This is a genomic window from Streptomyces sp. CA-111067 (assembly GCF_050956065.1).
Classification (GTDB): Bacteria; Actinomycetota; Actinomycetes; order Streptomycetales; family Streptomycetaceae; genus Actinacidiphila.
This window is the reverse complement of record NZ_CP192103.1, coordinates 4,813,426-4,834,752: the sequence shown is the minus strand read 5'-3', so window position 1 is coordinate 4,834,752 and position 21,327 is coordinate 4,813,426. Positions and strand designations below refer to the sequence as shown.

Here is a 21,327-nt window from a genome sequence, read left to right as displayed (position 1 = left end):
GGGCAGCCGCAACCTCAGCCAGCGTGCCCAGCGTCGGGTTCACAAGCTGGGAGAGGGGTCAGAGGTCGGGCAGCGTCGCGAAGGCCCCCGGATACCGGCCCTCCTCAAGGCGGAAGAGGTACCGGCGCAGGTCGGTCGCCAGGTCGCCGGCGATGTAGGCGGCATAGTCCCGCAGCCCTTCGGCCGCCTCCGTCTCCTCGGGATTCTCGCTGGCGGACCAACCCGGCAGCAGCGTCGCCAACTCCTCCGTGACCCGCCCGCGGTCCCGCCACCAGTCGCGGACGGAGCCCGGGGTCCACCAGGTGTCGCCGTCGCACGCGTATCCGCCGTACGGATCGTCCCGAGCCGCGGCCACCACACGGTGGACGTCGGCGGGAGTCGCCGGCTGGCGGTAGACGTACTCACCGAGGTGCTCGCCGCCGTAGAGCACGTGCCGCGGTGCGTACTCCCGGCCGGTCCAGCAGTTGTCGGCCATTCCGGTGTAGAACGGCCCGGGGACGTTCTGCCAGAGGCGGTCCTCCCACCGGCCGCCGAAGGACTTCCCCGGCTCGCCCTCGGGAAGCGCCGTCAGTGGATCCCAACCTGCCCCTTGACCCGTCACCCCAGCAGCCTAAGCTCCGGCGGATGGCCCGCCTCCATGACATCGTCTTCGACTCCGCGCACCCCGCTGCCGCCGCCCGGTTCTGGGCGGCCGCGCTCGACGGGTACGGGGTCGCGCCGTACGACGAGGCGGAACTCGACCGCCTGCGCGGGCTCGGGGTCGACGGGCCCGAGGACGATCCGACGGTGCTGGTCGAGCCGGCCGGAGGCGGGCCGCGGCTGTGGTTCCAGCTCGTGCCCGAGGCCAAGCGGGTCAAGAACCGCGTGCACCTGGACCTGCGCGCGGCCGACCTGGACGCCGAGACCCGGCGCCTCACCGCCCTCGGCGCCTCGATCGCCGCCCGCCACGACGACCACACCGTCCTCGCCGACCCGGAGGGCAACGAGTTCTGCCTGTTCCCGGCCAGCGGGTAGCCGGGCGCAGGCCGGCCGCCGCGGGCGCGTCGGTCGCCTGTCGGGCCGGGCCGGGCGGCAATATCCTGAGGACACGGCCAGTGATCAGCGTCCAGGCCCGGGCTGGAACCCCGCTCTTCCCGCGGGCCGGAAAAAACTTCCGCGAACCTGTAGAGAAGCGCGGGCCGGCTCCGACGTCCCCTGTGAGAGCCGCCCACCACGGGCGGCCCGAGCCGAAGGAGCGGAATCATGAAGTACCTGGTGATGGTGCAGGGCACGCAGGCGGACTACGAGACCCAGGCGGGCAAGCCCACCGCCGGCCTCCCGGTCTGGAGCGACAAGGACATGCAGGTGATGTTCGAGCACATGGGGGCGATCAACAACGACCTCGCCGAGAGCGGCGAGCTCATCGACGCCCAGGGGCTGGCCGAGCCCGCCAGGACCCGCCTGGTCAGCGCCGGCGCGGACGGCAGGCCGCTGATCACCGACGGCCCGTACGGCGAGACCAAGGAAGTGATCGCCGGCTACTGGCTCCTGGAGTGCGAGAGCCTGGAGCGGGTCACGGAGATCGCCGCGCGGGTCACCCGGTGCCCCCTTCCCGAGGGCGCGAACACCTACCCCGTCGTCATCAGGCCGCTCGGCGAGATGTGAGCAGGGGAGATCGTTGCGACGTACGAGCGAGGTCGAGGACCTGCTGCGGCTGCACGCGCCGCAGGTCCTCGGCGCGCTCGTCCGCCGGTACGGGCATTTCGACGCCGCCGAGGACGCCGTCCAGGAGGCGCTGCTGGCAGCGGCAGGGCAGTGGCCCGAGTCGGGAACTCCGGACAACCCGCGTGGCTGGCTGATCAAGGTCGCCTCGCGGCGGCTCACGGACGCGCTGCGCAGTGATCAGGCGCGGCGGCTGCGCGAGGAGAAGGCGGCGGCGCTCACCCCGCGCGACGCCTTCACCGCGCCGCCGCCCGGGCCCGATGCGCCCGGGCCCGACCGTGCGCCCTCCGAGGACGACACGCTGACCCTGCTCTTCCTCTGCTGCCACCCGGATCTGCCCCCGCCCGCCCAGATCGCACTGACGCTGCGGGCCGTCGGCGGTCTGACGACGGCCGAGATCGCCCGCGCGCACCTGGTGCCGGAAGCGACGATGGCCCAACGGATCAGCCGGGCCAAGCAGCGGGTGAAGGGCACGCGGTTCGGCCGCCCCGATCACTGGGAAGAGCGGCTGCCCGCCGTCCTCCACACGCTCTACCTGATCTTCAACGAGGGCTACACGGCCACCTCAGGAGCCGCCCTCCAGCGGGCCGAACTCGCGCGCGAGGCCATCCGGTTGGCCCGCACCGTGCACCGGCTGCTGCCCGACGACTGCGAGGTCGCCGGCCTGCTCGCCCTGATGCTCCTCACCGACGCCCGCCGCGCCGCGCGGACCGGGGCGGCCGGCGAACTGATCCCCCTCGACGAGCAGGACCGCGGGCTGTGGGACAAGGCGGCGATCGACGAGGGCGTGGCCCTGGTGACCCGAGCCCTGTCCCAACGCCGCCCAGGCGCGTACCAGTTGAGGGCCGCGATCGCCGCCGTCCACGACGAGGCGGACTCGCCCGACAGCACCGACTGGCCCGAGATCCTCGGCCTCTACGACGTCCTCGTCCATCTCGTCCCCAACCCCGTCGAACGCCTCAACCGCGCCGTGGCCGTCGCCATGGTCCACGGACCGGAGGCCGGCCTGGCCGAACTCGACGCGCTCGCACCAGAGTTGACCACCGGCCACCGCCTGGACGCGGTCCGCGCCCACTTCCTGGAACGCGCCGGCGACCCGGAGGCCGCCCGGGCCGCCTACGAGTCAGCCGCCGCCAAGACCCTGAGCCTCCCCGAACAGCGCTACCTCCGCGCCCGCGCGGCCCGCCTCGGCTGACCTACGGGAGCTACGGGAGCTACAGCGTGGCGGGTGTGCATTTGGTGAGGTGGACGATGAGTTGGGAGGCGAGGAACCACTTCTCCAGGTCGGGGCGGTGGCGGTAGGGGAGGTTCTCGTCGGCGGGGTAGGGGACGGCTTTCGCGTCGTGGTTGGGAACGTAGAACCCGCCGGACACCCCCCAGACCCGGGGGTTGGCGCTGCGGACGCAGACGGGGTCGGTCAGGTGCGGGCACAACCGGACGGCCAGCCGGGCGCACGGCGGGCAGATCGGCGGCTTGGAGGTGAAGCCCTGGTTCGCCGAATCCCCCATCGCTCGCGTCAGTCGGGTGAACTGCGACAGGAACAGCCAGCCCTGTTCGGTGCGTTCGGCCGGCTTCCCGCAGACCTGGCACAACCGGTGCAGCAACGCCTCCCGCTGCCGTACCGAATGCATCGCCTCGAACACCGGCCGCCCCGACCCCGGCGCCGACGCAATCCGCGCCCACAACACCCCGCGCTCGTCGCGGTCTTCGGGCCGCTCATCGCTGTACGCGAGCCCCGCCCCGAACGGCCTCGCGATCAACCGGCTGATATCCGGTTCCTCACCACTCCACGCGGCGGCGAACGGAACGGGCAATTTCTTGGCGCCCCAGGTCAGTTGTGGCGGCCGTGCCCCGGTCGTGGACATCAGGCTTTCCTTTCTCAGGTGGCGGTTGGGATCCGCCGTTCGTTTCGTCGAGCCGTATTTGTTGCGGGTTCCTTCTAGCCGGGAATTCGGGCCCAGACGGTTTTCCCGCCGCCGCGCGGATCCCTCACGACGCCCCACCGCCCCCCGGTCAAGGCGTCCACGAGCCCGAGCCCGCGCCCGTTTTCGGCGTCCGGGCCGGCGGTGCGCAGCTGGGGTGCGACGGGGCTGCCGTCCGACACCTCAAGGCGCACCCCGCCCGTGCCGTCGCGTTCGTACCTGGTCCCGACCTCGCGGGTCCGCGCAGCGGCGTGCCGGACAGCGTTGGTGAGGAGTTCACTGAGCACGAGCTCGGCGGCGTCGGCGAGTTCGGACAGCCCCCAGTCACCCATGACGGCCCTGAGATCATGCCGCGCCCGCGAAATGGACGAAGCGGCGCACGGCCAGTGCGTAATTACGCGTGGCGGCATGATCAATACCGCCGGGGCCGGGGTGTGGGGTGTCGTGTTCACTGTCGCCCTGCTTTCGTCCGCCGGGGTGTCCCCTCGTGAACAACCATCGCCAAAAAACGAAGAGAGGTACACGGAGCGCGTGTAACCAAATACCCTGAGTGGACAAGCCTTTGAGAGGGACGAAGCGGCATGGAACTTGAGCCGGAAGCTGACGCGATGCCCGCTACACCAGCAGGGATGCTGGCCAGTCGAGTCGCGCGGGCTCGGTCCAGATCGGGCCTCTCGCTGCGCGCGCTCGCTGAGAAGTTGGGCTACCCGCACACGTATCTGAGCCGTGTGGAGCGGGGGGAACAGGTTCCGTCGCCAGCGCTGGCCGACGCCTTGGACGACTTCCACGGCACTGACGGGCTGATCGCCGAGTTGCTGGTCGTCGCGATGGCGGCGGAAGTCCCAACGTGGGGTCGTCGTGTGCTGGATGAAGAGAGGCGCGCGGCGCGCATCCAGACGTTCAACAGCAGTGTTGTCCCTGGCCTCTTACAGACCGAGGCCTATACCTCTGCGCTGTTCCGCGAGTCGATGCCCGGCAAGGACAGCGAAAAGGTCGCCCTGAGAGTGGGCACGCGCAGCCACCGCCGTGCCGTGCTCGACTCGGCTACGCCGCCGCTCTATTGGGCGATCATGGACGAGGCGGCGCTGCGGCGACCTGTCGGGGGCCCGGCCGTCATGGCGGAGCAGATCCGCCAGATCCTGAACACCGCCGAGACCAACAGCGCAGTGCAGGTGCAGGTACTTCCCTTTGCGCGTGGAGTCCACCCGCTGCTTGGGGGTAGTTTGAGCCTGCTGACCCTTCGCGACGGCCTGACATTCGCGTACGTCGAGTCGTTCGCGTCGGGAGTGTCCGTGGATGCCCCGGCCGATGTGCTGGAGCTGACGACGCTGCTGGACATCGCCCGTTCGAAGGCCCTTGACAGCGGGGAGAGCGCGTCTCTGCTGCACCGGTACCTGAAAGAGTATGAGGGATGACATTGAACCCCGTTGAAACGGCGCCGCTCGCGTGGCGGAAGAGCACTTACAGCAACGGTCAGGGCGGCGAGTGCATCGAGGTCGCCGACGGCCTCGCCGACGTCGTCCCGGTCCGCGACAGCAAGGACCCGCACGGCCCCGCTCTCGCCTTCGCCTCCGATGCCTGGGCTTCGTTCGTCGCGGACGTTAAAGCCGGCCACTTCCCGGTCTGACCACCAACCCCCAACGGCCCCGCCACCCAACATGGGTGGCGGGGCCGCCTTGTGGGTGGCCCCGACGCGGACGCCCGGTAGATCGGGGGCATCGGGGGCCTCGGTTCACGCGGCGTGCGCGATGAAAGCGACAGTGGAAGTGCCGGCGTCGAGAGCGATGTTGAGTGACGCGTCGAGTGCCTCGGCGAGCCGGGCGAGCAGCGGAAGGGTGGGAACGGTGCCGCCGAGTTCGAGTTTCGACACCTGGGGTTGTGTCATGCCGGCTCGCCTGGCGAGCTCGGTCTGGGAGATACCCAGTTCGGTCCGCCGGTTGTACACCGCTTGTCCCAGGTCGAAGGCCATGCGAATCTCGGTGCGCATCGATTCCACCTCGGGAGACCCGGTGTGGCCTTCCGCGGCCTTCCGCTCGCGGGTGAGCTTCCACTGGGCGTGGTTCACAGATCCTCTCCCTTCGTGATATCCCGAGTGAATTCATCGTGAGCTGTGTGGCGCTCAGCCTCACAGAGTTTCCTGGCCTGCTTGGCGCGGTCCACTTCCGCATCCTCCCGCATCCGCGTCTTTCGGAACACGGTCAGCAGCACGATCCGGCGATCAGGGGCGAGCCAGTAGGTCAGACGGACGGCGTTGCCGTCATGGCCCAGGCTGAATCGGAGTTCGCGTAAGCCCTCGCCCAGGTGTCGCGCGTACGGTTCGGACAGGGTGGTCGGTGCTTCAAGCAGACGTTCAGCCGCATGCTCGGCTACGAGATAGTCACGGTCAGGCAGGTTGTCCAGCCAATGCCGGACTTCCGGTTCGATCTCGATCTCCCAGCCGCCACTCATACAGTTAACTGTATAGATAGCCAAGTATATGGGCAAGCGACGGCGCCAGGGTGCCCCGCGCCAGCTGTAGGACGGGCGGGCCGCAGTTCGCGGACACTTCCTCGGCGATCGTGCCGCGATCGACGTGCACCGGGGCCGCACCCCGGAAGCCTCCGGGACCGACCACCAGGGGCCGCCAGGCCGGGTAGACCGCCACCGGCGCCACCCCACGCCGGGCCCGGGCCAGGGGGTCAGACCCCCGCCAGCGGAAAAGCGGGGGCGGCGGCGGCCGGAGCCGCCGGCGCCCCCGCAGGGTCAGGCCGGGAGGACCGAGACGGAGGTGACTCGGGCGTCGCTGCTGCGCCGCCCCCGCACCCGCACCGCCACATACCGCGCCGTCGCCTTCGCCGCGACCGTTGAACCTCCGCCGTGGCCAGGACGGAAGGTGGCCGCCGAGGTGTAGGTCAGGCCGTCCGTGCTCAACTCCGCCTCCGCCGCCGGGACATGGCCGCGCGTCCAGGCCAGCCGAACCTCGCTGATCGGGGTCGGCGCGCCCAGGTCGACGACCATGCGGCCGTCCGTGCCCGGGGTCCAGGACGTGTACGGGTCGCCGTCGACCGCCGCCGCCGGGTCGGACATGCCGGGCGGCAGCGGCACCGCCGGGAAGGTGATGCGGCCGAGCGCCAGGTCGGCCAGCGGGTAGGCGGTGGCACCCGGCACGTGCACCTCGGCGGTACGGCCGCGGCGCACGCTGACGTACGTCTCGCGGCCGTCGTCCGACGGGATGACCGTCAGCAGGCAGGACGGGCCGGTCAGCCGGAGCGTGGCACCGTCCACCACCTCGGCCCGCAGTCCGGCCGGGACGCGTCCGCCGCCCACCGGGCGCAGGACGAAGCGCGACGCCGCCAACCGGGCCTGCGCGGCAGGGAGTTCAACGGCGTAGGAGGTACCGGCCGCCGTCACCGTCTGGGTGCCCGCGTACAGCCGCACCGCCCGGGTGTCCTGCGGCACGGACACCGTGGTGCTCACGGCAGCGGCCGACAGGTTGAACAGGCTGAGGTGGCCGCCCGCGACGCTCGCGCGCACGTCGGGGTGCGCGGACGTGGGCGCCTGCCGCCCGGCCGCCGCCTTCACCGCAGCCGTAGCCCCGTTGACGTACCCCTCCACGACTACGCCCTCAGCAGGACCGTCCGACAGGATGACCGTGTCGCCGTAAACGGCCAGCGGGTTCTTCGCCCCGCGGACGACCAGGCCGGCCCGGCCGTCCACCGACAGCCACCCGCCGGTGCTGCTGAGGTCGGCGTGCGGGTAGCGCGCGAGGTCCGTCCAGGACTTGCCGTCGGTCGAGCCCTGCACGGAGTACGCCCGGCCCGCCGCTGCCTCCCACCGCAGGGTGACGCGGTCGAACTCCTCCGGCTGGCCGAGGTCGACGGTGATCCAGCTGTCCGCCCGCGCCCGGTCGCCGACGGCCACGGCCCACCGGGTGCTGAGGTCGCCGTCCACGGCCAGCGCCGCGCCCTTGCCGGTGTCGGCGGACGAGGCGGTCGCGGTGGCGCCCTGCGCGAGGTCCGACCCGTCCGCGCCGTCGCGGATCTCGATCGCGTACAGCGAGTAGCCGTACTTGGGGTCCGGGGTGATGCCCTGCATCCGCAGCTGGCTGTAGGTGGCCTTGGCGAACGTGATGTCGTCGGTGCGCCCGGTGGCGGCGGGCGCCGAGGCGGTCCCACTGTCCGCCGCGGCAACGGTCGTTGACCCCTCCGCCGCCGTGTACGTACGGCCGCCGTCGAGACCGGCGATCCCGGGCATGGTGAAGTTGTGCACCTCAAGGTGGCCCTCACCGGCCGCCGTACCACTCGTGGCGTAGACGACGTCACCGCTCGGCAGCGTGTTGAACCCGGCGAAACCGGCGGCCAGCGTGAACAGCGTGGCGGTGCCGTCGAATCCGTCCCGCAGCGCGCTGTACGTGACCGCCGAACGGGCCGCCGGGGTGCCGGCCGTCGCGGGCAGGAACATCGGCGTGGGCCCGCCGAGCGCGAACAGCCAGTCGTCGTGCGCGGGCTGCCAACCGAACTTCACGAAGCCGGGCTTGCTGACGGCCGCCGCCCACGCCGCCGGCGACTGGTGCGCGACGAGCCCCGGCCCGGTGCCGAAGTCCCGTACGCCGCTCGCCTGTTGGAACAACTCCCGGTCCGTGAGCGGCCGTACGGGCCGGCCCTGCGCGGCCCGCCACTCGTGCAGCAGGTAGCTGATCGCGACCTCGGCGCGGGCCTCCGGCTCGTACTTCGGCTCACCGGAGAACTTCGTCAGCCGGTTGACCGGCGGATACGCCTGGTACGCGGCAAGGCGCTCGGAGAGCGCGACCTCGGCGCGGGCCGCGGCCCGGTCCCCCATCACCTGGGCGAGGAACGCCAGCGGGATGACATCGCGCCCGTACAGGTGCTCGCGGTCGTCCACCATCGGCATCAGCGGCTCACCCGCGTCGCTCATCACCATCAGGATGGAGTCCCACAGCAGTCCGCCGTTGGGCTGATGCGTCAGCACCTCGGGCATCGGCCGCCCGGCGGTGATGAAGTGCGCGGAGTTGCGCCCCGACGTACGCCACAGCTCGGACTGGTAGTGCGGGCCGAACGAGCCGTGGTTCTCGACGATGAACGTGTCGTAGAGGTTCTGCGCCGTGTTGTCGCTGATCGCGACGCCGTCCACCAGGGCCGGGTTGGCACGGTCCGCGGCCGGCAGCCCGGTCTCGTTGCGGCTCCAGCGGCCGAAGGCGTCCCGCCACTGCGGGTACGTTGCGCTGTCGGACGCCCAGGCCAGACCCGGCGCCAGCGACTGCGCGTAGACGCCCATCTCCTCCAGCTTCGTGTCCCCGACGAACCCGCCGGTCAGACCGTGCGGCGTCCACCCGGCCGACGCGGGGTCGTCACCCGTACCCAGACCGGTGGTGAACTCCGCCTGCGCGCGGACGATCGTGTCCACGTTCGCCTGCGTCGCGCTGTCGAGCCGGTCCCACAGCAGCCGGGCGGCGAGCACGAAGTACAGCTGGAAGGTGGTGTCGAAGAACAGGGTGCGGCCCCACTCGGTGCCGCCGGTGAGGCGGTTGGAGGCGGCGAAGTGCTTGATCGAGTCCAGGGTGTGGGACAGCAGCGTCGCCTCGTCGATACCCGTCTGCTCCGCGTCGTACGTCCCACGGGTGAGCAGCAGCGCGTTGCCGAGGACGACCGCGAAGCCGAAGTCAGTGGCCGTGTAGTGGCCCTTGGCCGCGTCCCACTGGGTCTCCGACCAGCGGGTATGAGTCAGCAGCGCCTGATAGTACGCGGCGGCGACGTCATCGGGGGCGGTGTGCTGCGCGGCCCCCGGCCGGTCGTCGGCCATGGCCGACGTGGCCCCGAGGGACGAGGTCGCGGCCAACGCCACGGACAGGCCCGTCAGTTGGGCGAATCGCCGCCTGCTCAGCTCGGCCGGGTGGTGGTTCACGCGGATGCGCCTCCTGGGTTCGCCGCTCGACAACGTTGTCAGAGCCGCGTTCATTCTTGGTCGACGAACCCGCCCCGTCAACCCCCGAGCCCCGCATCCCCGCGATGGGGGACCGCGAACGCGCACCCCCACCGATCACCCCCAGCGGCCGTGAAGCCGCCGTCCGGACCCGGGAGGGGACGGGCCGGGGTGCCCCCGCAGGATTTCCGACAGACCGGGGTGCACCCGAAAACGAAGCCCGCACGGAGGAAATCCGAGGAGGTGCCACGGACCGGCCCCGACCCCACCCACCAGAAAACGTGCACCCAAGGACGCACCCGCACGGGCGGGGCGGTGGGAAAAACGGCAGGCACGGCGCCGAGCCGGGGAAACGAACCTCACCACCCACCCGGGCCGGGTCGTAGCCGGACGCCCGGCCCCGCACCCGGGCCAAAACAGAACCCCCCCACCCCCAAAGCAGCGGTGCGCGCCGACTTACCTGTGCGACACACGCACAAGCCCCCCACGTAACACCCCCCTGCCAGAGTCCCCTGCGGCCAGTGAAGGAAAGGGGACATCACCATGACCCAGTTCAACCGACGCGCGTTCCTGCAGGCAGTGGGTGCCACCGGCGGAGCCGGCGCCGTGCTCGCCACCATGGGGGCGCTCGGCCTGACCCAGAGCGCCGAAGCGGCCACCAGAGAAGCGGCGAGCTATCGGGCGCCACGCGAGGGCGACTTCACGCTCTCCGGACGCGGCGCCGCCAAGGTCGTCATCCTCGGCGGCGGCATCGCCGGGCTCGCCACCGCCTACGAACTCGGCAAGGCCGGCTACGACTGCACGATCCTCGAAGCCCAAGGCCGCCCGGGCGGCCGCAACTTCACCGTCCGCGGCGGCACCACGACCACCGATCTGAACGGCACGAAGCAGACCGCCCGGTTCTCGGCCGGGCAGTACATGAACGCCGGGCCGGCCCGGCTCGCGCAGTGGATGGTCACTCTCGACTACTGCCGTGAACTGGGCGTCCCCATCGAGGTGTTCACCAACGTCAACGCGGACACCTTCCTCTACAACGAGTCAGCCGGCATGACCGCCCCGGTGCGCTACCGCGCGGCGAAGGCGGACGTGTTCGGCTACACCACCGAGATGCTGGCCAAGCTCACCGACCAGGGCGCGCTGGACCAGCAGTTGACGGCCGCCGACAAGGAACGCCTGATGGAGTTCCTGAAGGACTACGGCGACCTCGGCAAGTCCTACGACTACACGGGCAGCACCCGCCGCGGCTACACCCAGTGGCCGGGCGCGGCGGGCCAGCCGGGGGTGGTGGCGGGCGATGTGCCGTCGGCGTCGGACGTCTTCGCCTCCGGCGTGGGCCGCTACTTCGCCTTCGAGTTCGAGTTCGACCAGGCCATGCTGATGTTCCAGCCGGTCGGCGGCATGGACCGGATACCGTACGCGCTGGCCCGCGCGATCGGCGGGCACCGCATCCAGTACGGCAGCGCCGTCACCCGGATCACCGACACCGCGCACGGGGTCACGGTCGCCTACAACCGCGACGGCCGTCCGCGCAGCATCGACGCGGACTTCTGCGTGTCCGCGATGCCGCCCAACATCCTGGCGAAGGTCCCGCACAACCTCGGCTCGGGCGTGCAGACCGCGCTGGAGGCGATCAAGCCGTCGTCGGCGGCGAAGATCGGCCTGGAGTACCGGTCCCGCTGGTGGGAGACCGACTACCGGATATACGGCGGCATCACCGAGACCGACCTCGACGTCACGCACATCTGGCACCCCTCGCACGGCTACCACGACGAACGGGGCCTGCTGATCGGCTACTACAACACCGGTTCCAACGCCGACTCGTACGCCCCGCTCACCCCGGCGCAGCGGGAGGCCCGCGCGGTGGCGGCCGGCGTGAAGATCTACGGCCCCAAGTACCGTACGGAGCTGGCCACTTCGTTCTCGCACCACTGGCGGCAGTTCCCCTACCAGGAGGCCGCCTGGCACAGCACCCCCGGCGGCCCGGACGACCCGAGGTACAAGCCGCTCACCCAGCCCACCGGCCATGTCTACTTCGCCGGGGACTGGTTGAGCTACATGGACGCGTGGCAGCACGGCGCCTTCACCTCGGCGCGCAACGCGGTGACGGCGCTGCACCAGCGCGTCCTGGCCTGAGTCCCCGCGCCGAGGACACCCCGGCGAAGACACCCCGACGAAAGCGCCCCGCCCCGCGCCGGACGAACCGGCGCGGGGCGGGGCCATAGGGCTACGCGTGAGGCATCAACTGCACGTCACATCGGCCGTGTTGACCAGTGCGACCCGGTGGTTGTACTGGATCGTGTAGACCGTTCCCGCGCCCTGGATGTACGTCTCCGTGGGGCGGGTCGTGCCGTTGGCCGGGTAGAAGTCGTCCCGGTGGGCCGGTGCCGCGGTCGCCACGTACTCCTGGCCCGCCGGGAAGGCGTACTTGCTCAACGGCGGTGCCACGTCGGGCGCGAGGCCCGCGGGGTACTCGGACGCGTCCGGGTACGCCTCACCGAACACCGGCGCGCTCGCGCCCGCGGTCGTGAGGATCTTCACGTGCTGCGCCCGTACCGTGTTCCTCCCGTACGGGTTGTCGAACCACACCTTCTGGCCACCGAACCAGATCGCCGTCCAGTCGCCCTGCCGGCCGGCCACCACGAACTGCTGGCCCGAAGAGACCGTGGCGCTCCAGTCGTTGATCTCGTCCGTGCCGGGCGAGCCGTCGGTGTGGACGTACGGGTCGTTCGCCAGCGGCGCGGTGGCGCTGGGCGCGGTGCGCACGTAGAGGAAGTTCGACGGCTGCGTCTGGTCGGTGCAGGCCGGGGTCGCGCCGGTCGGGTCGTCGGCCGGACAGACGTTCACCGTCTGCTCGTTGGACCGGAAGGCCGGTGCGATCGTCACGGCGGTGCCGACCGGGCCGACGCCGTGCCCGCCGTGGTCGGTCGGCGCGCCCACCATGGCCATGAACAGGTTCCAGTCCCAGTACGGTCCCGGGTCCCAGTGCATGCCGGCGACCAGCGAGTCGACCGGCCCCGGCACGTTGTCGTGGCCGATGATGTGCTCGCGGTCGAGCTTGATGTGGTACTTCTTCGCGAGGTACTTGACCAGCACGGCGGTGTTCTCGTACTGCGCCTGGGTGTACCAGGTGGCGCCGTGCGCCGCGTAGCCCTCGTGCTCGATGCCGATCGAGTGCATGTTGAAGCCGTAGTTGCCGGCGTGGAAGGCCAGGTCCTTGGCGGCCACCGACTGGGTCAGCGCGCCGTCCGAGGCCCGCATCACGTAGTTCGCGGCGGTGAGTCCCCCGGGGGTCTGGAAGGTGTCGATGGCGGACTGGTAGGAGGACTCGGTGTCGTGGATGACGATGTAGTCGATCGTCATCCCGTCGGCGGGGCGGTTCGCGACCTGGTAGTTGGTCGTCGCCGCGGGCGCCGACTCGCAGTCCAGCCGGGCCGGGCAGTCGGTGCCGGTGGACGTGGTCTTCTTCAGGTGCAGCGCCGTCAGACCGCTGGTGTCCGCCCGCAGCGAGGGGTCAGCCGCCAGTCGTACGCGCTGTCCTCCGGTGGCGGTACGGTCCGCGCCCGACGTCATCGTGCCGAACACGTGGTCGGCGAAGTCCGCGGCGGCGCTCTGGTCGGGTGACCCGCTGTACCGGGCGACGGCGGCGTACCACTGCGCCGGGTCCTTCGGGGTGTCCCCGTGGATGCCCGTCTCGTACGAGGCCAACAGGGCTGCCGCAGCACGGATGTTGGTCCGCCGGTCGGTGCGCGCCTGCTGCGCGGGGACGCCGAGCAGCTTCGCCGCCGCGGTCAGCGTGTGCAGCGACGGGTCGGCCGCGGCCGACGCCGCCTCCGCCCGGCCCGCCATGCCTGCGCCGCCGTCCGCGAGCATCGACGGCGTGACGTCCGTCAGGCTCATCAGCCCGTATCCGCCACTGGTGTTGTGGCCCTGGTGGTCGTCCCACCGCGACTCCTGGTACGCGACGGCCATCAGCACGGCCTCCGGCACGCCGGACTCGTGCGCGGCGTACGCGAAGTCCTGCTGCTCGCCCGAGGACGCGGACGAGGACACGGCCGAGGCCGTGTTCGAGCCCGACCCGGTGACGGTCCCCGGCTGGTCGGCCAGCGCCGCCGGCGCCACCGCACACCCCACGATGACCGACGTCGCCGCGCTCACGACGTACGTCGCCAGCATCCGCTTCGATCTGCGCCTGTGACCCAAGATCCCTCATCCTCCGCCGGTAGCTGCGATGCGATGCGTTCCCGATCATCACATACAGCATCGCGGTGGTCCTGGAGGGGCGGATGAGCATAAGGAGGAGGAAGCTGTGCCGATTCTTCACGTGCGGGACGCGGCCGCCAGCTGGCACGACGGGAGCCCGTCCCTCCGCGGGCGGGCTCCCGTTCCGCTTGTGTCACAGGGGTGTCCTGGCCTCGCCTCACCGGCAACTGCGCTGGTGGCGGCGGTGTCTGGAAGGGCAGTAGGGCTCACCCGATACGGGCGGGCACCCGTTTCGCGGAGGAGAAGACATGCGCATCCGGAAGATCTCGACCGTCGCCCTCGTCGCGGTGGCCGCGGGCCTGTCCCTCACGGCCTGCGACGGCGGCAGCGGTAACGACTCTTCCCCCGCGCCCAGTTCGTCCTCCCTGACGCCCCCCGCTCCCCCGGCCGCCCCGACCTCGCAGAGCGGCGGTACCGGCTCCCCGGACTCGACCTCGCCCACGCGGCCGAACCCCTCACCGACGAAGGCCCCCGGCACGGCCCAGGTGGCCGCCTGCCAGACCTCGAACCTCACGTTCACCCACTCGTTCGGCATGGCCGAGGGCGAGATCCTGATCAACCTCACGAACAGCAGCTCGTCCACCTGCACGATGCACGGCTTCCCCGGCGTAGACCTCAAGGGCCAGGACGGCACGGTCAGCGCCGCCCGCAGCCACCTGAACGCCCCCGACGTCACCCTCCACCCCGGCGACGCGACCCGCTTCACCCTCCACTACCCCCCGAACAACTCCGGCGGCACCGGCGTCACCTTCACCACCCTCCTGGTCACCCCGCCGAACGAGACCCACTCCCGAACGATCCCCCTCTCGATCAACATCCCCGCCACCGCCGACGCCACCGGCCCCACGATCACCGTGGACCCCGTGGGCGCGGGCAAGTAGCCCACGGCCCTCAGGGCCCTCGCGGCCGTACCGCCCAACCCGCCCCGCGCGCACAGCGAACTGCTAACTTGATGCGTACACGTGTTCGCACTGCGTAGGGGTGGGGATCTTGAGACGTACGGAACTGTGGCGGTCCGGCATGCCCGGAAGTCGGTTCAAAGGGCGATTCCGAGGGTGGGCCGCCGCGCTGGCCGCGGGGGCGCTGCTCGCGGTGCTGCCGGTGACGGCGGCCGGCGCGCAGGCCGCCGGGAAGCCGGACGTGCCGGCGCCGACCGTGCCGACCGCGCTCGGCATCCGGGCCGCGGGCGGTCTGCTCTGCTCAACTGACAAGGCCGCGCCGACCGTTGTGGGGGACCCGAACCCGCAACTGAGCGCCACCGTGCACGCCGCGGCCGGCAGCACCCAACCGCAGCACCTGCGGGCGCACTTCGACATCCAGGCCCGGCAGGCCCCGGGCAAGTGGACCGCCGCGGCCACCGAGTTGCAGCCGGCTGCGCCCGTCTCGGCGACCGACGGCCAGGTCGTGACCACCCTGGTCACCGACCCGCTGGCCGCGGGCACGCTCTACCGACTGGCTGCCTCCACCTGGTCGTTCACGAGCGACGGCACCCAGCACGTGGCCTCGCCGCGCACTTCCGCCGCCGGCGGCTGGTGCTACTTCACCGTGGACCCGACCGGGCCGCTGGCGCCGACCGTGACCATCGGAGCGCCGTACACCGCGTGTACGGCCGACGACTGCGTGGCGCACGGCGGCCCCGGCGTACCGGGCAGCTTCACCTTCGCACCGGGTGAGGGCGACACGGGCGTGGTGGGGTACGACTACCAGCTCGGCTTCGCGGCGCCGACCAGCGTTCCCGGCTCCCCCGCCACCGTGACGCTCACCCCGCAGAACGAGGGACTGGTCACGCTGGAGGTGCGGGCGCAGGACGCGACCGGCCGCTCGGGCGCGTGGACCCAGGTCAGCTTCAAGGTAGCGCCGCCCGCCTCCTCCGTCGGACGGTGGCACTTCTCCGACGGGCAGCCCGGTGATACCTCGACGGCCGCGGCCGACACCGCGACCGGCCCCGGCGACCGGCACGCGGCTGTGCTCTCGGGCACGGGCGCGGACTGGACGGCGCTGGGCCGCGGCGGCTCGATCGACGGCGTCAGCGACGAGGCCCTTACCCTGGACGGCAGCTCCGGCCACGCCACCACCGACGGCCAAGTGATCGACCCCGCCTCGTCGTTCGCCGTGTCGGCATGGGCCTTCCCGGCCGACCTGGCGCAGGACCGCACGGTGCTCTCGCAGACCGGCGCCGATGGCTCCGGCTTCACCCTGGGCTACGCCGAAGCCGACCAGGCGTGGCGCTTCTCGTACGCCTGGACCGACGGCAGCGGCGCCCGCCAGGTCGCGTACGCCGAGGCTCCGGCCGGCGGCGAGCGGGTCTGGACGCAGCTCGCGGGCTCCTACGACTCCGCCGCGCACACCCTCACGCTCTACGTCAACGGGCTGCCGCAGGGCACCCCGACGGCCCTGCCGTCCACCGCAGCCGCCCAAGCCGCCTCCGGTGAACTGGAGTTCGGCCGGAACACGGTCCCCGGCAGCCCCGTTACCTACGGCGGCTACTGGCACGGCCACCTCGACGAGGTGCAGGTCTGGCAGCGGACCCTGTCCGCTGCCGACGCCCTTGAGGACGCGCGGTTGAGGGAGCCGGATCGCGCCTGGTTCGACGTCGCGCACGTCGCCGCCTGGAACGCGACCGGCGCCAGCGGCACGACCCTGGCCGACACCACGACCGGCTACGGCCGCACCCTCACCACCGAGGGCGGCGCCCGACTCGACGGCGGGGCACTCGTACTGGACGGCGTGGACGACGCGGCGAGCACGCCGGGCCCGGTGGTCGATAGCAGCGGGTCCTTCACCGTCAGCGCCGTCGTACAGCCCGATATGTCAGTGATCGCCGACAAGCCCGACGGGTGGACAGCCCAGGTCGCGGGGCAGAGCTCGGCGGACGGCTCGGCATGGGGTGTGTGGTTCCAGCTCGCCGGCCACTCGCACACCATCGACGACGACGGCAACCTCATCTCCGTGCCCGACACCAGGTGGCTCGTCGGCCGCGTCGCTGACGACGGAACATTCACCGGTGCGCAGTCGAACCTCACGGTGTGGAAGCCGGGTACCGCCGCCACGCCCGTCCAGGTGGCCGGTGTCTTCGACGCCCAGGACGGCACCGCGTCGGTGTACATCGGTGGCAACAACGAGTCCACCGTGCCCTTCACGCCGGTGGCCGGCGTCGGGGACCTCACGGTCGGCAAGGCGTACCTCAACGGCAGCTGGGGCTCCTACTTCCCGGGCAGCGTCAGCTCGCTCGACCTGTGGACGGGCGCTGTCGACGGCGACAACCAGCTCTCGATCCTGATCGGCGGCTGAGTCCGCTCGCACACAAGCGCCGCGTGCCGGGGGTTGGTTCGCCCGGCACGCGGCGTGATCTTGCGGGGAGGTGCGGTACTACGGGACGGGGGTCATGAGGCCGTCGGAGGCATCAGTTGGGCCATGTTGAAGCCCGCCACGTCCTTGCTCGAGCCGATGCCCTCGCCCCACTGGTCGTAGCCCTTGCGGACTCCGGTGTCCTTGTCGTTCACGTCGATCGAGAACGAGAAGACGGTGTTCGCGGTGGGCTGGACCGAGGTGAGGTCGGTCCAGGGGACGGCCAGTTCGTACAGGGTGGTGTGGGCCGTGTCGTCCCTGGTCACGTTGACGGTCGCGTCGGTGACCGGGCCGGCGCCCTCGGTCGGGGCGATCCAGCGGTACAGCTGGGCCTCGGTCGCGGTGAGGGCGGCGCCGTACTCGTAGTGGCCGTTGACGGAGGCGGTGGTCTCCGTCGCCGAGGAGCCGGGGACGCCCGAGGTGGCGGCGAACTGGAGGCTGTCGCCCTGCCAGATGTCGGCGCCGGCGGCGGGCTGGGACTGGACGTCGTCGGTCAGGTTCGCCGTGATGTAGAGGTTGTCGGCGTCCCAGTTGAGCCAGACCTTGCCCGACAGGTCGGGCGCGCCGCCGTACGGCTGCGCGGCGTCCAGCGACTGCCAGTTGCCGTCGGCGGTGGTGGCGAGGTCGACCGCGGGGCCGTCCTGGACCTGGTCGAGCGTCCAGGACTTGCCGAGGCTCTTGTTGACCACGGGGAGGAACGTGACGTGGCCGGAGAACGCCTCGGAGGACAGGTCGCCGGAGATCACGCTCGTCACCGTGAACGGGTACTGCTTGGCGAAGGTGATGCCGGTGACCGGAACGTCCACCGTGGCCGTCGCGTTGGGCGCGATGGTCGCGCTGACCGGCTGGGTGCCCGACTGGCTGCCGAGCTTCCAGTTGACGCCGGTCACCGAAGTGGGCGTGTCCGACGGGTTGGTGAGGACCACCTTGAGCGAACCGGCCGCCGGGTCGGTCCCCGTGACCATCGGGGTGACCTGGTCAGGGGTGGCGCCCGAGGTCACGGTCAGCGGGCTGACCGCCGCCTCGGAGTACGCGCCGGCCCCGCCGGTGAACTCCGCCGTGGAGTCCAACTCGGCCTTGGCGCCCGGACTCGCGCTCGCCGGGACGCTGACGTTCCAGGTGGCCGTGACCTTCTGACCGGGGGCGACCCGGGACAGCGTGACCGGTGAACTCGCCTTGGCCGTCCACCCGGTGGGCGCAGTCAGGCCCAACGTGAGCCCTCGGACGGTGTCCTTGCCGGTGTTGGTGAACGAGGCCGTCGCCGTGATCGTCGTGTCGGGCTTGACGATGCCGGTCGCGTCCAGCGTGAACGGGTCCTGGACGACGATCGGCGCGGTGCCGGTCACGCCGTTCACCGTCACCTCGATCGTCGCGGCGCCGGGTGCCTTCATGGTGACCACGCCGCTGCGGCTGACCGTGGCGACCCGCGGGTCGCTGGTGCGGTAGGTGACGTGGGCGCGGGACAGATCGGCGAACGACTGGTCGTTGTCGGCCGCTTCGACGATGTTGTCGGCGGCGGCGTGCTTCTGCTCCAGCGTGGGGTCGGTGTCGGCCGCGATCCACGGGTTCTTGGCCGTGAGGTCGAGGTTGTCACCGGGGGTGAAGACCGTGCCGGTCGGCTGGACGGTGACCGACTTCACCTTCGGCGTGATGGCGCCGTGCACCCGCACCGTGCCGGAGCCGGCCACGGTCGCGGAGTCGGGCCCGACCCGGAACTGGTAGGCGCCGTCGTGCACGACCTGCTTCAGCGCGTTCTCGTCCCACTGGCTGAGGTCGGCCGCCTTGACCGACAGGCTGACGTGCTCGGTGTGTCCCGGCGCGAGCACCGAGGTCTTCTTGAAGCCGACGAGCTGCTGCTTGGGCAACTCCGTTCCGGGCACGGTGAACTGCGGCGCCGCGTAGAGCTGGGCGACCGTCGCGCCCGCCGACTTGCCGGTGTTGGTGACGTCGAAGCGGACGTTCACCTTGCCGTCGGCGGACACCGAGCCGGGTCCGACCTGTACGTGCGAGTACCTGAAGTCGGCGTAGGACAGGCCGTATCCGAACGGGTAGGTCGGCGTGGTGGTGGAGTACATGTACGTACGGCCGAGCCCGTCGGTCTGCGACGGGGTGAGCCCGTAGTTGTCCATCGGCGGGATCTGCGAGTCGTCGGCGTACCAGGTGAAGTCCAGGTGCCCGGACGGGTTCTGCGCGCCGAAGAGCACCTTGGCGAGCGCCGAGCCCTGGCTCTCGCCGTTGTAGCCGCTGAACACGATCGCCGGGAAGTCCTTCTGCGCGGCCTTGATGTCGTACGGGCCGTCGGCCTGCATGACCATCGCGGTACGGGGGTTGCCGAGCGCGGAGATCTGGTCGATCAGCGAGTCGTAGTTGCCGGGCATGGCGAGCGCCGGGCGGTCGGTGCCCTCGTCGGCCACGGCCATGTCGGAGCCGACGGCCACGATCACCAGGTCGGCCGCCTTCACGGCGCTCTGGGTGGCGGCCGAGCACGCCGCCGGCGTGGTGGCGGTGGTCGAGGTGCCGCAGGCGTCGAAGGTGACGGTCGCCGACGGGTTGGCCGCCTTGACCGCGTCCGTGATGCCCTGGACGGCGTCGACCTTCAGCGTCGGCTGCCCCGAGTAGCCGCCGAGCGTCGTGGTGTCGGCGAGGTTGCCGACGATGACGACGTTCTTCAGCTTGGCGGGGTTCACCGGCAGCAGCGGGACCGAGGTGCCGGAGACCTTGTTGTTCTGCAGCAGCACCAGGTCCTGCGCGGCGACCTTCTCGGCCAGCGCCTGGTGGGCGGGCGACTCGACCTGGTCCTTGGTGATCTTGGTGTACGCGACCTTGCTCGCCGGGTCGAACTCGCCGGTCTGGAACCGGACGGTGAACAGCTTGGTCAGCGCGCTGTCCATCACGCCGGGAGTCAACAGGCCCATGGAGATGGCGGCGTCGATGTTCGCCGAGGTCAACTCACCCCCGGCGCAGTTGAGTTGGGTGCCGGCCCGGAGGGCGAACGCCTGGCCGCCGGCCGCCGCCGGGACCTCCTTGCCGGTGCTGGTGTTCGTCCACGTGGTGCCGTTGGTGGTCCAGCCGGGCGGCGCCCAATTGTGGCCGCCGGAGGAGTAGACGTCGCCGATGGCACCGCAGTCGGAGGTGGTGTAGCCGCCGAACCCGTAGGTGGCCTGGAGGAGTTCGTTGACGGTGTAGGTGCTGGCGGGCGCCGGCGTGCCGTTCACCGCGTTGTACGACGTCATCACGCCGGACACGTGCGCGTCCTCCACCAGGCTGGCGAACTGCTTGGTGTAGTAGTCGCGGACGTTCGCGTCGGTGGTGTTCGCGCTCTGCGTGTGGCGGGCGTTCTCGTCGTTGTTCAGCGCGTAGTGCTTGGCGGTCGAGGCGACCTTCAGATACGGCGTCATCGGCTTGCCGCTCTTCGTCTGCCCCTGGTACCCGTTGACGAACGCGCCGGCCATCGTGGAGGCGAGGTAAGTGTCCTCGCCGAACGACTCGTTGGTACGGCCCCAGCGCGGATCGCGGTCCATGTTGACCGTCGGCGCCCAGAAGGTGAGGTCGCCGTAGTCGGACACGGACGGGCCGATGTTGTTCTGGCCCTTCCCGAAGAGTGACTTGTCCAGGACGCCGCGCGCCTCGTCGGAGATCGCCGTCGTCTCCTGGTACGTCAGGTCGGGGTCCCAGGACATCGTGGACGCGAAGTTGACCGGGAAGCTGGTCGCCGTCACGTCGAGCTCGCCCTGCCCGCCGGCCTCGGTGTCGGCACCGAGCCGGTTGAGGCCGTGCTGGCCCTCGCTCCAGTACGTGTACTGCTGGACGCCGAGCCGCGGGATCGCGGGCGCGTTGTTGGTCTGCAGTTGCGCCGTCTTCTCCGCGAGCGTCATCCGCGAGACGAGGTCGGCGGCGCGCTCGGCGAACGTGTAGTGCGTGTTGAGGTAGATCGGCGTGCTCGACGCGGCGGCGGACCGCCCGGCGGGCTGGGGGCTCGCCTGCGCCACGGCCGGCAGGCCGGCCACGACGGTCACCGCCACCGCGGCGGCCAGCACTCGTCCGGTCGCTCGTGTGATGGGTGTTCTGAGTCTGCGGGAGCGCATGGTTGTCTCCTTCACGTCACGCGCGGGTGGGGGCGCAGGTTCATGCGGAGTACGCGGGCCCGGTGGGGGGTCCGCACGGGGTGCACGATCGC

17 protein-coding genes are annotated in these 21,327 nt (G+C 71.1%); 9 read left to right on the top strand and 8 right to left on the bottom strand.

Annotated elements, in window-relative coordinates; translation table 11 throughout:
* Positions 1-58: 58 nt before the first annotated feature.
* Complete coding sequence (locus ACQPW6_RS21060; protein WP_433891213.1) at positions 59-601, bottom strand: hypothetical protein; 543 nt, start codon at positions 599-601, stop codon at positions 59-61.
* A 23-nt stretch (positions 602-624) separates the two neighbouring features.
* Between ACQPW6_RS21060 and ACQPW6_RS21055 the strand changes: the two genes are divergently transcribed.
* From ACQPW6_RS21055 to ACQPW6_RS21045, 3 genes are all read left to right on the top strand, one after another.
* Positions 625-1,014, top strand: coding sequence for a VOC family protein (locus ACQPW6_RS21055; RefSeq protein ID WP_433891212.1), 390 nt, complete (start codon positions 625-627; stop codon positions 1,012-1,014).
* Between the two features lie 228 nt (positions 1,015-1,242).
* Complete coding sequence (locus ACQPW6_RS21050; protein ID WP_433891211.1) at positions 1,243-1,644, top strand: YciI family protein; 402 nt, start codon at positions 1,243-1,245, stop codon at positions 1,642-1,644.
* Between the two features lie 13 nt (positions 1,645-1,657).
* Positions 1,658-2,896 carry an RNA polymerase sigma factor gene (locus tag ACQPW6_RS21045; protein ID WP_433891210.1) on the top strand — a complete coding sequence of 413 codons (1,239 nt, stop codon included), beginning with the start codon at positions 1,658-1,660 and terminating at the stop codon, positions 2,894-2,896.
* A gap of 19 nt (positions 2,897-2,915) precedes the next feature.
* On the opposite strand, the gene ACQPW6_RS21040 is transcribed toward ACQPW6_RS21045, so the two are convergent.
* Positions 2,916-3,566 carry a hypothetical protein gene (locus tag ACQPW6_RS21040; RefSeq protein ID WP_433891209.1) on the bottom strand — a complete coding sequence of 217 codons (651 nt, stop codon included), beginning with the start codon at positions 3,564-3,566 and terminating at the stop codon, positions 2,916-2,918.
* Positions 3,567-3,640: 74 nt separating this feature from the next.
* On the bottom strand, positions 3,641-4,033 hold the full coding sequence (locus tag ACQPW6_RS21035) for an ATP-binding protein (protein WP_433894608.1): 393 nt from the start codon (positions 4,031-4,033) through the stop codon (positions 3,641-3,643).
* A 171-nt stretch (positions 4,034-4,204) separates the two neighbouring features.
* Here ACQPW6_RS21035 and ACQPW6_RS21030 point away from each other — a divergent pair, with 171 nt between their 5' ends.
* Both ACQPW6_RS21030 and ACQPW6_RS21025 read left to right on the top strand, forming a co-directional pair.
* Complete coding sequence (locus ACQPW6_RS21030; RefSeq protein ID WP_433891208.1) at positions 4,205-5,038, top strand: helix-turn-helix domain-containing protein; 834 nt, start codon at positions 4,205-4,207, stop codon at positions 5,036-5,038.
* Complete coding sequence (locus ACQPW6_RS21025; RefSeq protein WP_433891207.1) at positions 5,035-5,250, top strand: DUF397 domain-containing protein; 216 nt, start codon at positions 5,035-5,037, stop codon at positions 5,248-5,250. Before ACQPW6_RS21030 ends, ACQPW6_RS21025 begins: the two co-directional genes overlap by 4 nt.
* A 105-nt stretch (positions 5,251-5,355) precedes the next feature.
* Here ACQPW6_RS21025 and ACQPW6_RS21020 read toward each other — a convergent pair whose 3' ends face one another.
* The 3 genes from ACQPW6_RS21020 to ACQPW6_RS21010 all read right to left on the bottom strand — a co-directional run bounded on the left by ACQPW6_RS21020 (position 5,356) and on the right by ACQPW6_RS21010 (position 9,524).
* A complete protein-coding gene (locus ACQPW6_RS21020) occupies positions 5,356-5,688 on the bottom strand; it encodes a helix-turn-helix domain-containing protein (RefSeq protein ID WP_433891206.1) in 333 nt (110 codons plus the stop codon).
* Positions 5,685-6,071: a type II toxin-antitoxin system RelE/ParE family toxin gene (locus tag ACQPW6_RS21015; RefSeq protein WP_433891205.1), complete on the bottom strand. Its 387-nt coding sequence runs from the start codon at positions 6,069-6,071 to the stop codon at positions 5,685-5,687. The genes ACQPW6_RS21020 and ACQPW6_RS21015 overlap by 4 nt, the downstream gene beginning before the upstream one ends.
* A 294-nt stretch (positions 6,072-6,365) precedes the next feature.
* Positions 6,366-9,524: a discoidin domain-containing protein gene (locus ACQPW6_RS21010; protein ID WP_433891204.1), complete on the bottom strand. Its 3,159-nt coding sequence runs from the start codon at positions 9,522-9,524 to the stop codon at positions 6,366-6,368.
* 561 nt (positions 9,525-10,085) lie between these two features.
* On the opposite strand from ACQPW6_RS21010, the gene ACQPW6_RS21005 reads away from it, so the two are divergent.
* Entirely contained in the window at positions 10,086-11,675 is a 1,590-nt protein-coding gene (locus tag ACQPW6_RS21005) for a flavin monoamine oxidase family protein (RefSeq protein ID WP_433891203.1), read from the top strand.
* 105 nt (positions 11,676-11,780) lie between these two features.
* On the opposite strand, the gene ACQPW6_RS21000 is transcribed toward ACQPW6_RS21005, so the two are convergent.
* Positions 11,781-13,592 carry an N-acetylmuramoyl-L-alanine amidase gene (locus ACQPW6_RS21000; RefSeq protein ID WP_433891202.1) on the bottom strand — a complete coding sequence of 604 codons (1,812 nt, stop codon included), beginning with the start codon at positions 13,590-13,592 and terminating at the stop codon, positions 11,781-11,783.
* A gap of 10 nt (positions 13,593-13,602) precedes the next feature.
* On the opposite strand from ACQPW6_RS21000, the gene ACQPW6_RS20995 reads away from it, so the two are divergent.
* From ACQPW6_RS20995 to ACQPW6_RS20985, 3 genes are all read left to right on the top strand, one after another.
* Entirely contained in the window at positions 13,603-13,737 is a 135-nt protein-coding gene (locus ACQPW6_RS20995) for a hypothetical protein (protein WP_433891201.1), read from the top strand.
* 313 nt (positions 13,738-14,050) lie between these two features.
* Positions 14,051-14,683, top strand: a complete 633-nt coding sequence (locus ACQPW6_RS20990; protein WP_433891200.1) for a DUF4232 domain-containing protein — start codon at positions 14,051-14,053, stop codon at positions 14,681-14,683.
* A 139-nt stretch (positions 14,684-14,822) separates the two neighbouring features.
* Positions 14,823-17,093, top strand: coding sequence for a LamG domain-containing protein (locus tag ACQPW6_RS20985; RefSeq protein WP_433891199.1), 2,271 nt, complete (start codon positions 14,823-14,825; stop codon positions 17,091-17,093).
* A 92-nt stretch (positions 17,094-17,185) separates the two neighbouring features.
* Here ACQPW6_RS20985 and ACQPW6_RS20980 read toward each other — a convergent pair whose 3' ends face one another.
* The gene (locus tag ACQPW6_RS20980; protein ID WP_433891198.1) at positions 17,186-21,235 is read right to left on the bottom strand and encodes a glycoside hydrolase family 3 C-terminal domain-containing protein; all 4,050 of its coding nucleotides are present in this window, start codon (positions 21,233-21,235) and stop codon (positions 17,186-17,188) included.
* Positions 21,236-21,327: the final 92 nt, after the last annotated feature.

Coding starts and splice junctions, on each gene's coding strand:
- ACQPW6_RS21055 (WP_433891212.1), top strand. CDS start 625: ATGGCCCGCCTCCATGACATCGTCTTCGACTCCGCGCACCCCGCTGCC.
- ACQPW6_RS21050 (WP_433891211.1), top strand. CDS start 1,243: ATGAAGTACCTGGTGATGGTGCAGGGCACGCAGGCGGACTACGAGACC.
- ACQPW6_RS21040 (WP_433891209.1), bottom strand. CDS start 3,566: ATGTCCACGACCGGGGCACGGCCGCCACAACTGACCTGGGGCGCCAAG.
- ACQPW6_RS21035 (WP_433894608.1), bottom strand. CDS start 4,033: ATGCCGCCACGCGTAATTACGCACTGGCCGTGCGCCGCTTCGTCCATT.
- ACQPW6_RS21030 (WP_433891208.1), top strand. CDS start 4,205: ATGGAACTTGAGCCGGAAGCTGACGCGATGCCCGCTACACCAGCAGGG.
- ACQPW6_RS21025 (WP_433891207.1), top strand. CDS start 5,035: ATGACATTGAACCCCGTTGAAACGGCGCCGCTCGCGTGGCGGAAGAGC.
- ACQPW6_RS21015 (WP_433891205.1), bottom strand. CDS start 6,071: ATGAGTGGCGGCTGGGAGATCGAGATCGAACCGGAAGTCCGGCATTGG.
- ACQPW6_RS21005 (WP_433891203.1), top strand. CDS start 10,086: ATGACCCAGTTCAACCGACGCGCGTTCCTGCAGGCAGTGGGTGCCACC.
- ACQPW6_RS20990 (WP_433891200.1), top strand. CDS start 14,051: ATGCGCATCCGGAAGATCTCGACCGTCGCCCTCGTCGCGGTGGCCGCG.
- ACQPW6_RS20985 (WP_433891199.1), top strand. CDS start 14,823: ATGCCCGGAAGTCGGTTCAAAGGGCGATTCCGAGGGTGGGCCGCCGCG.
- ACQPW6_RS20980 (WP_433891198.1), bottom strand. CDS start 21,235: ATGCGCTCCCGCAGACTCAGAACACCCATCACACGAGCGACCGGACGA.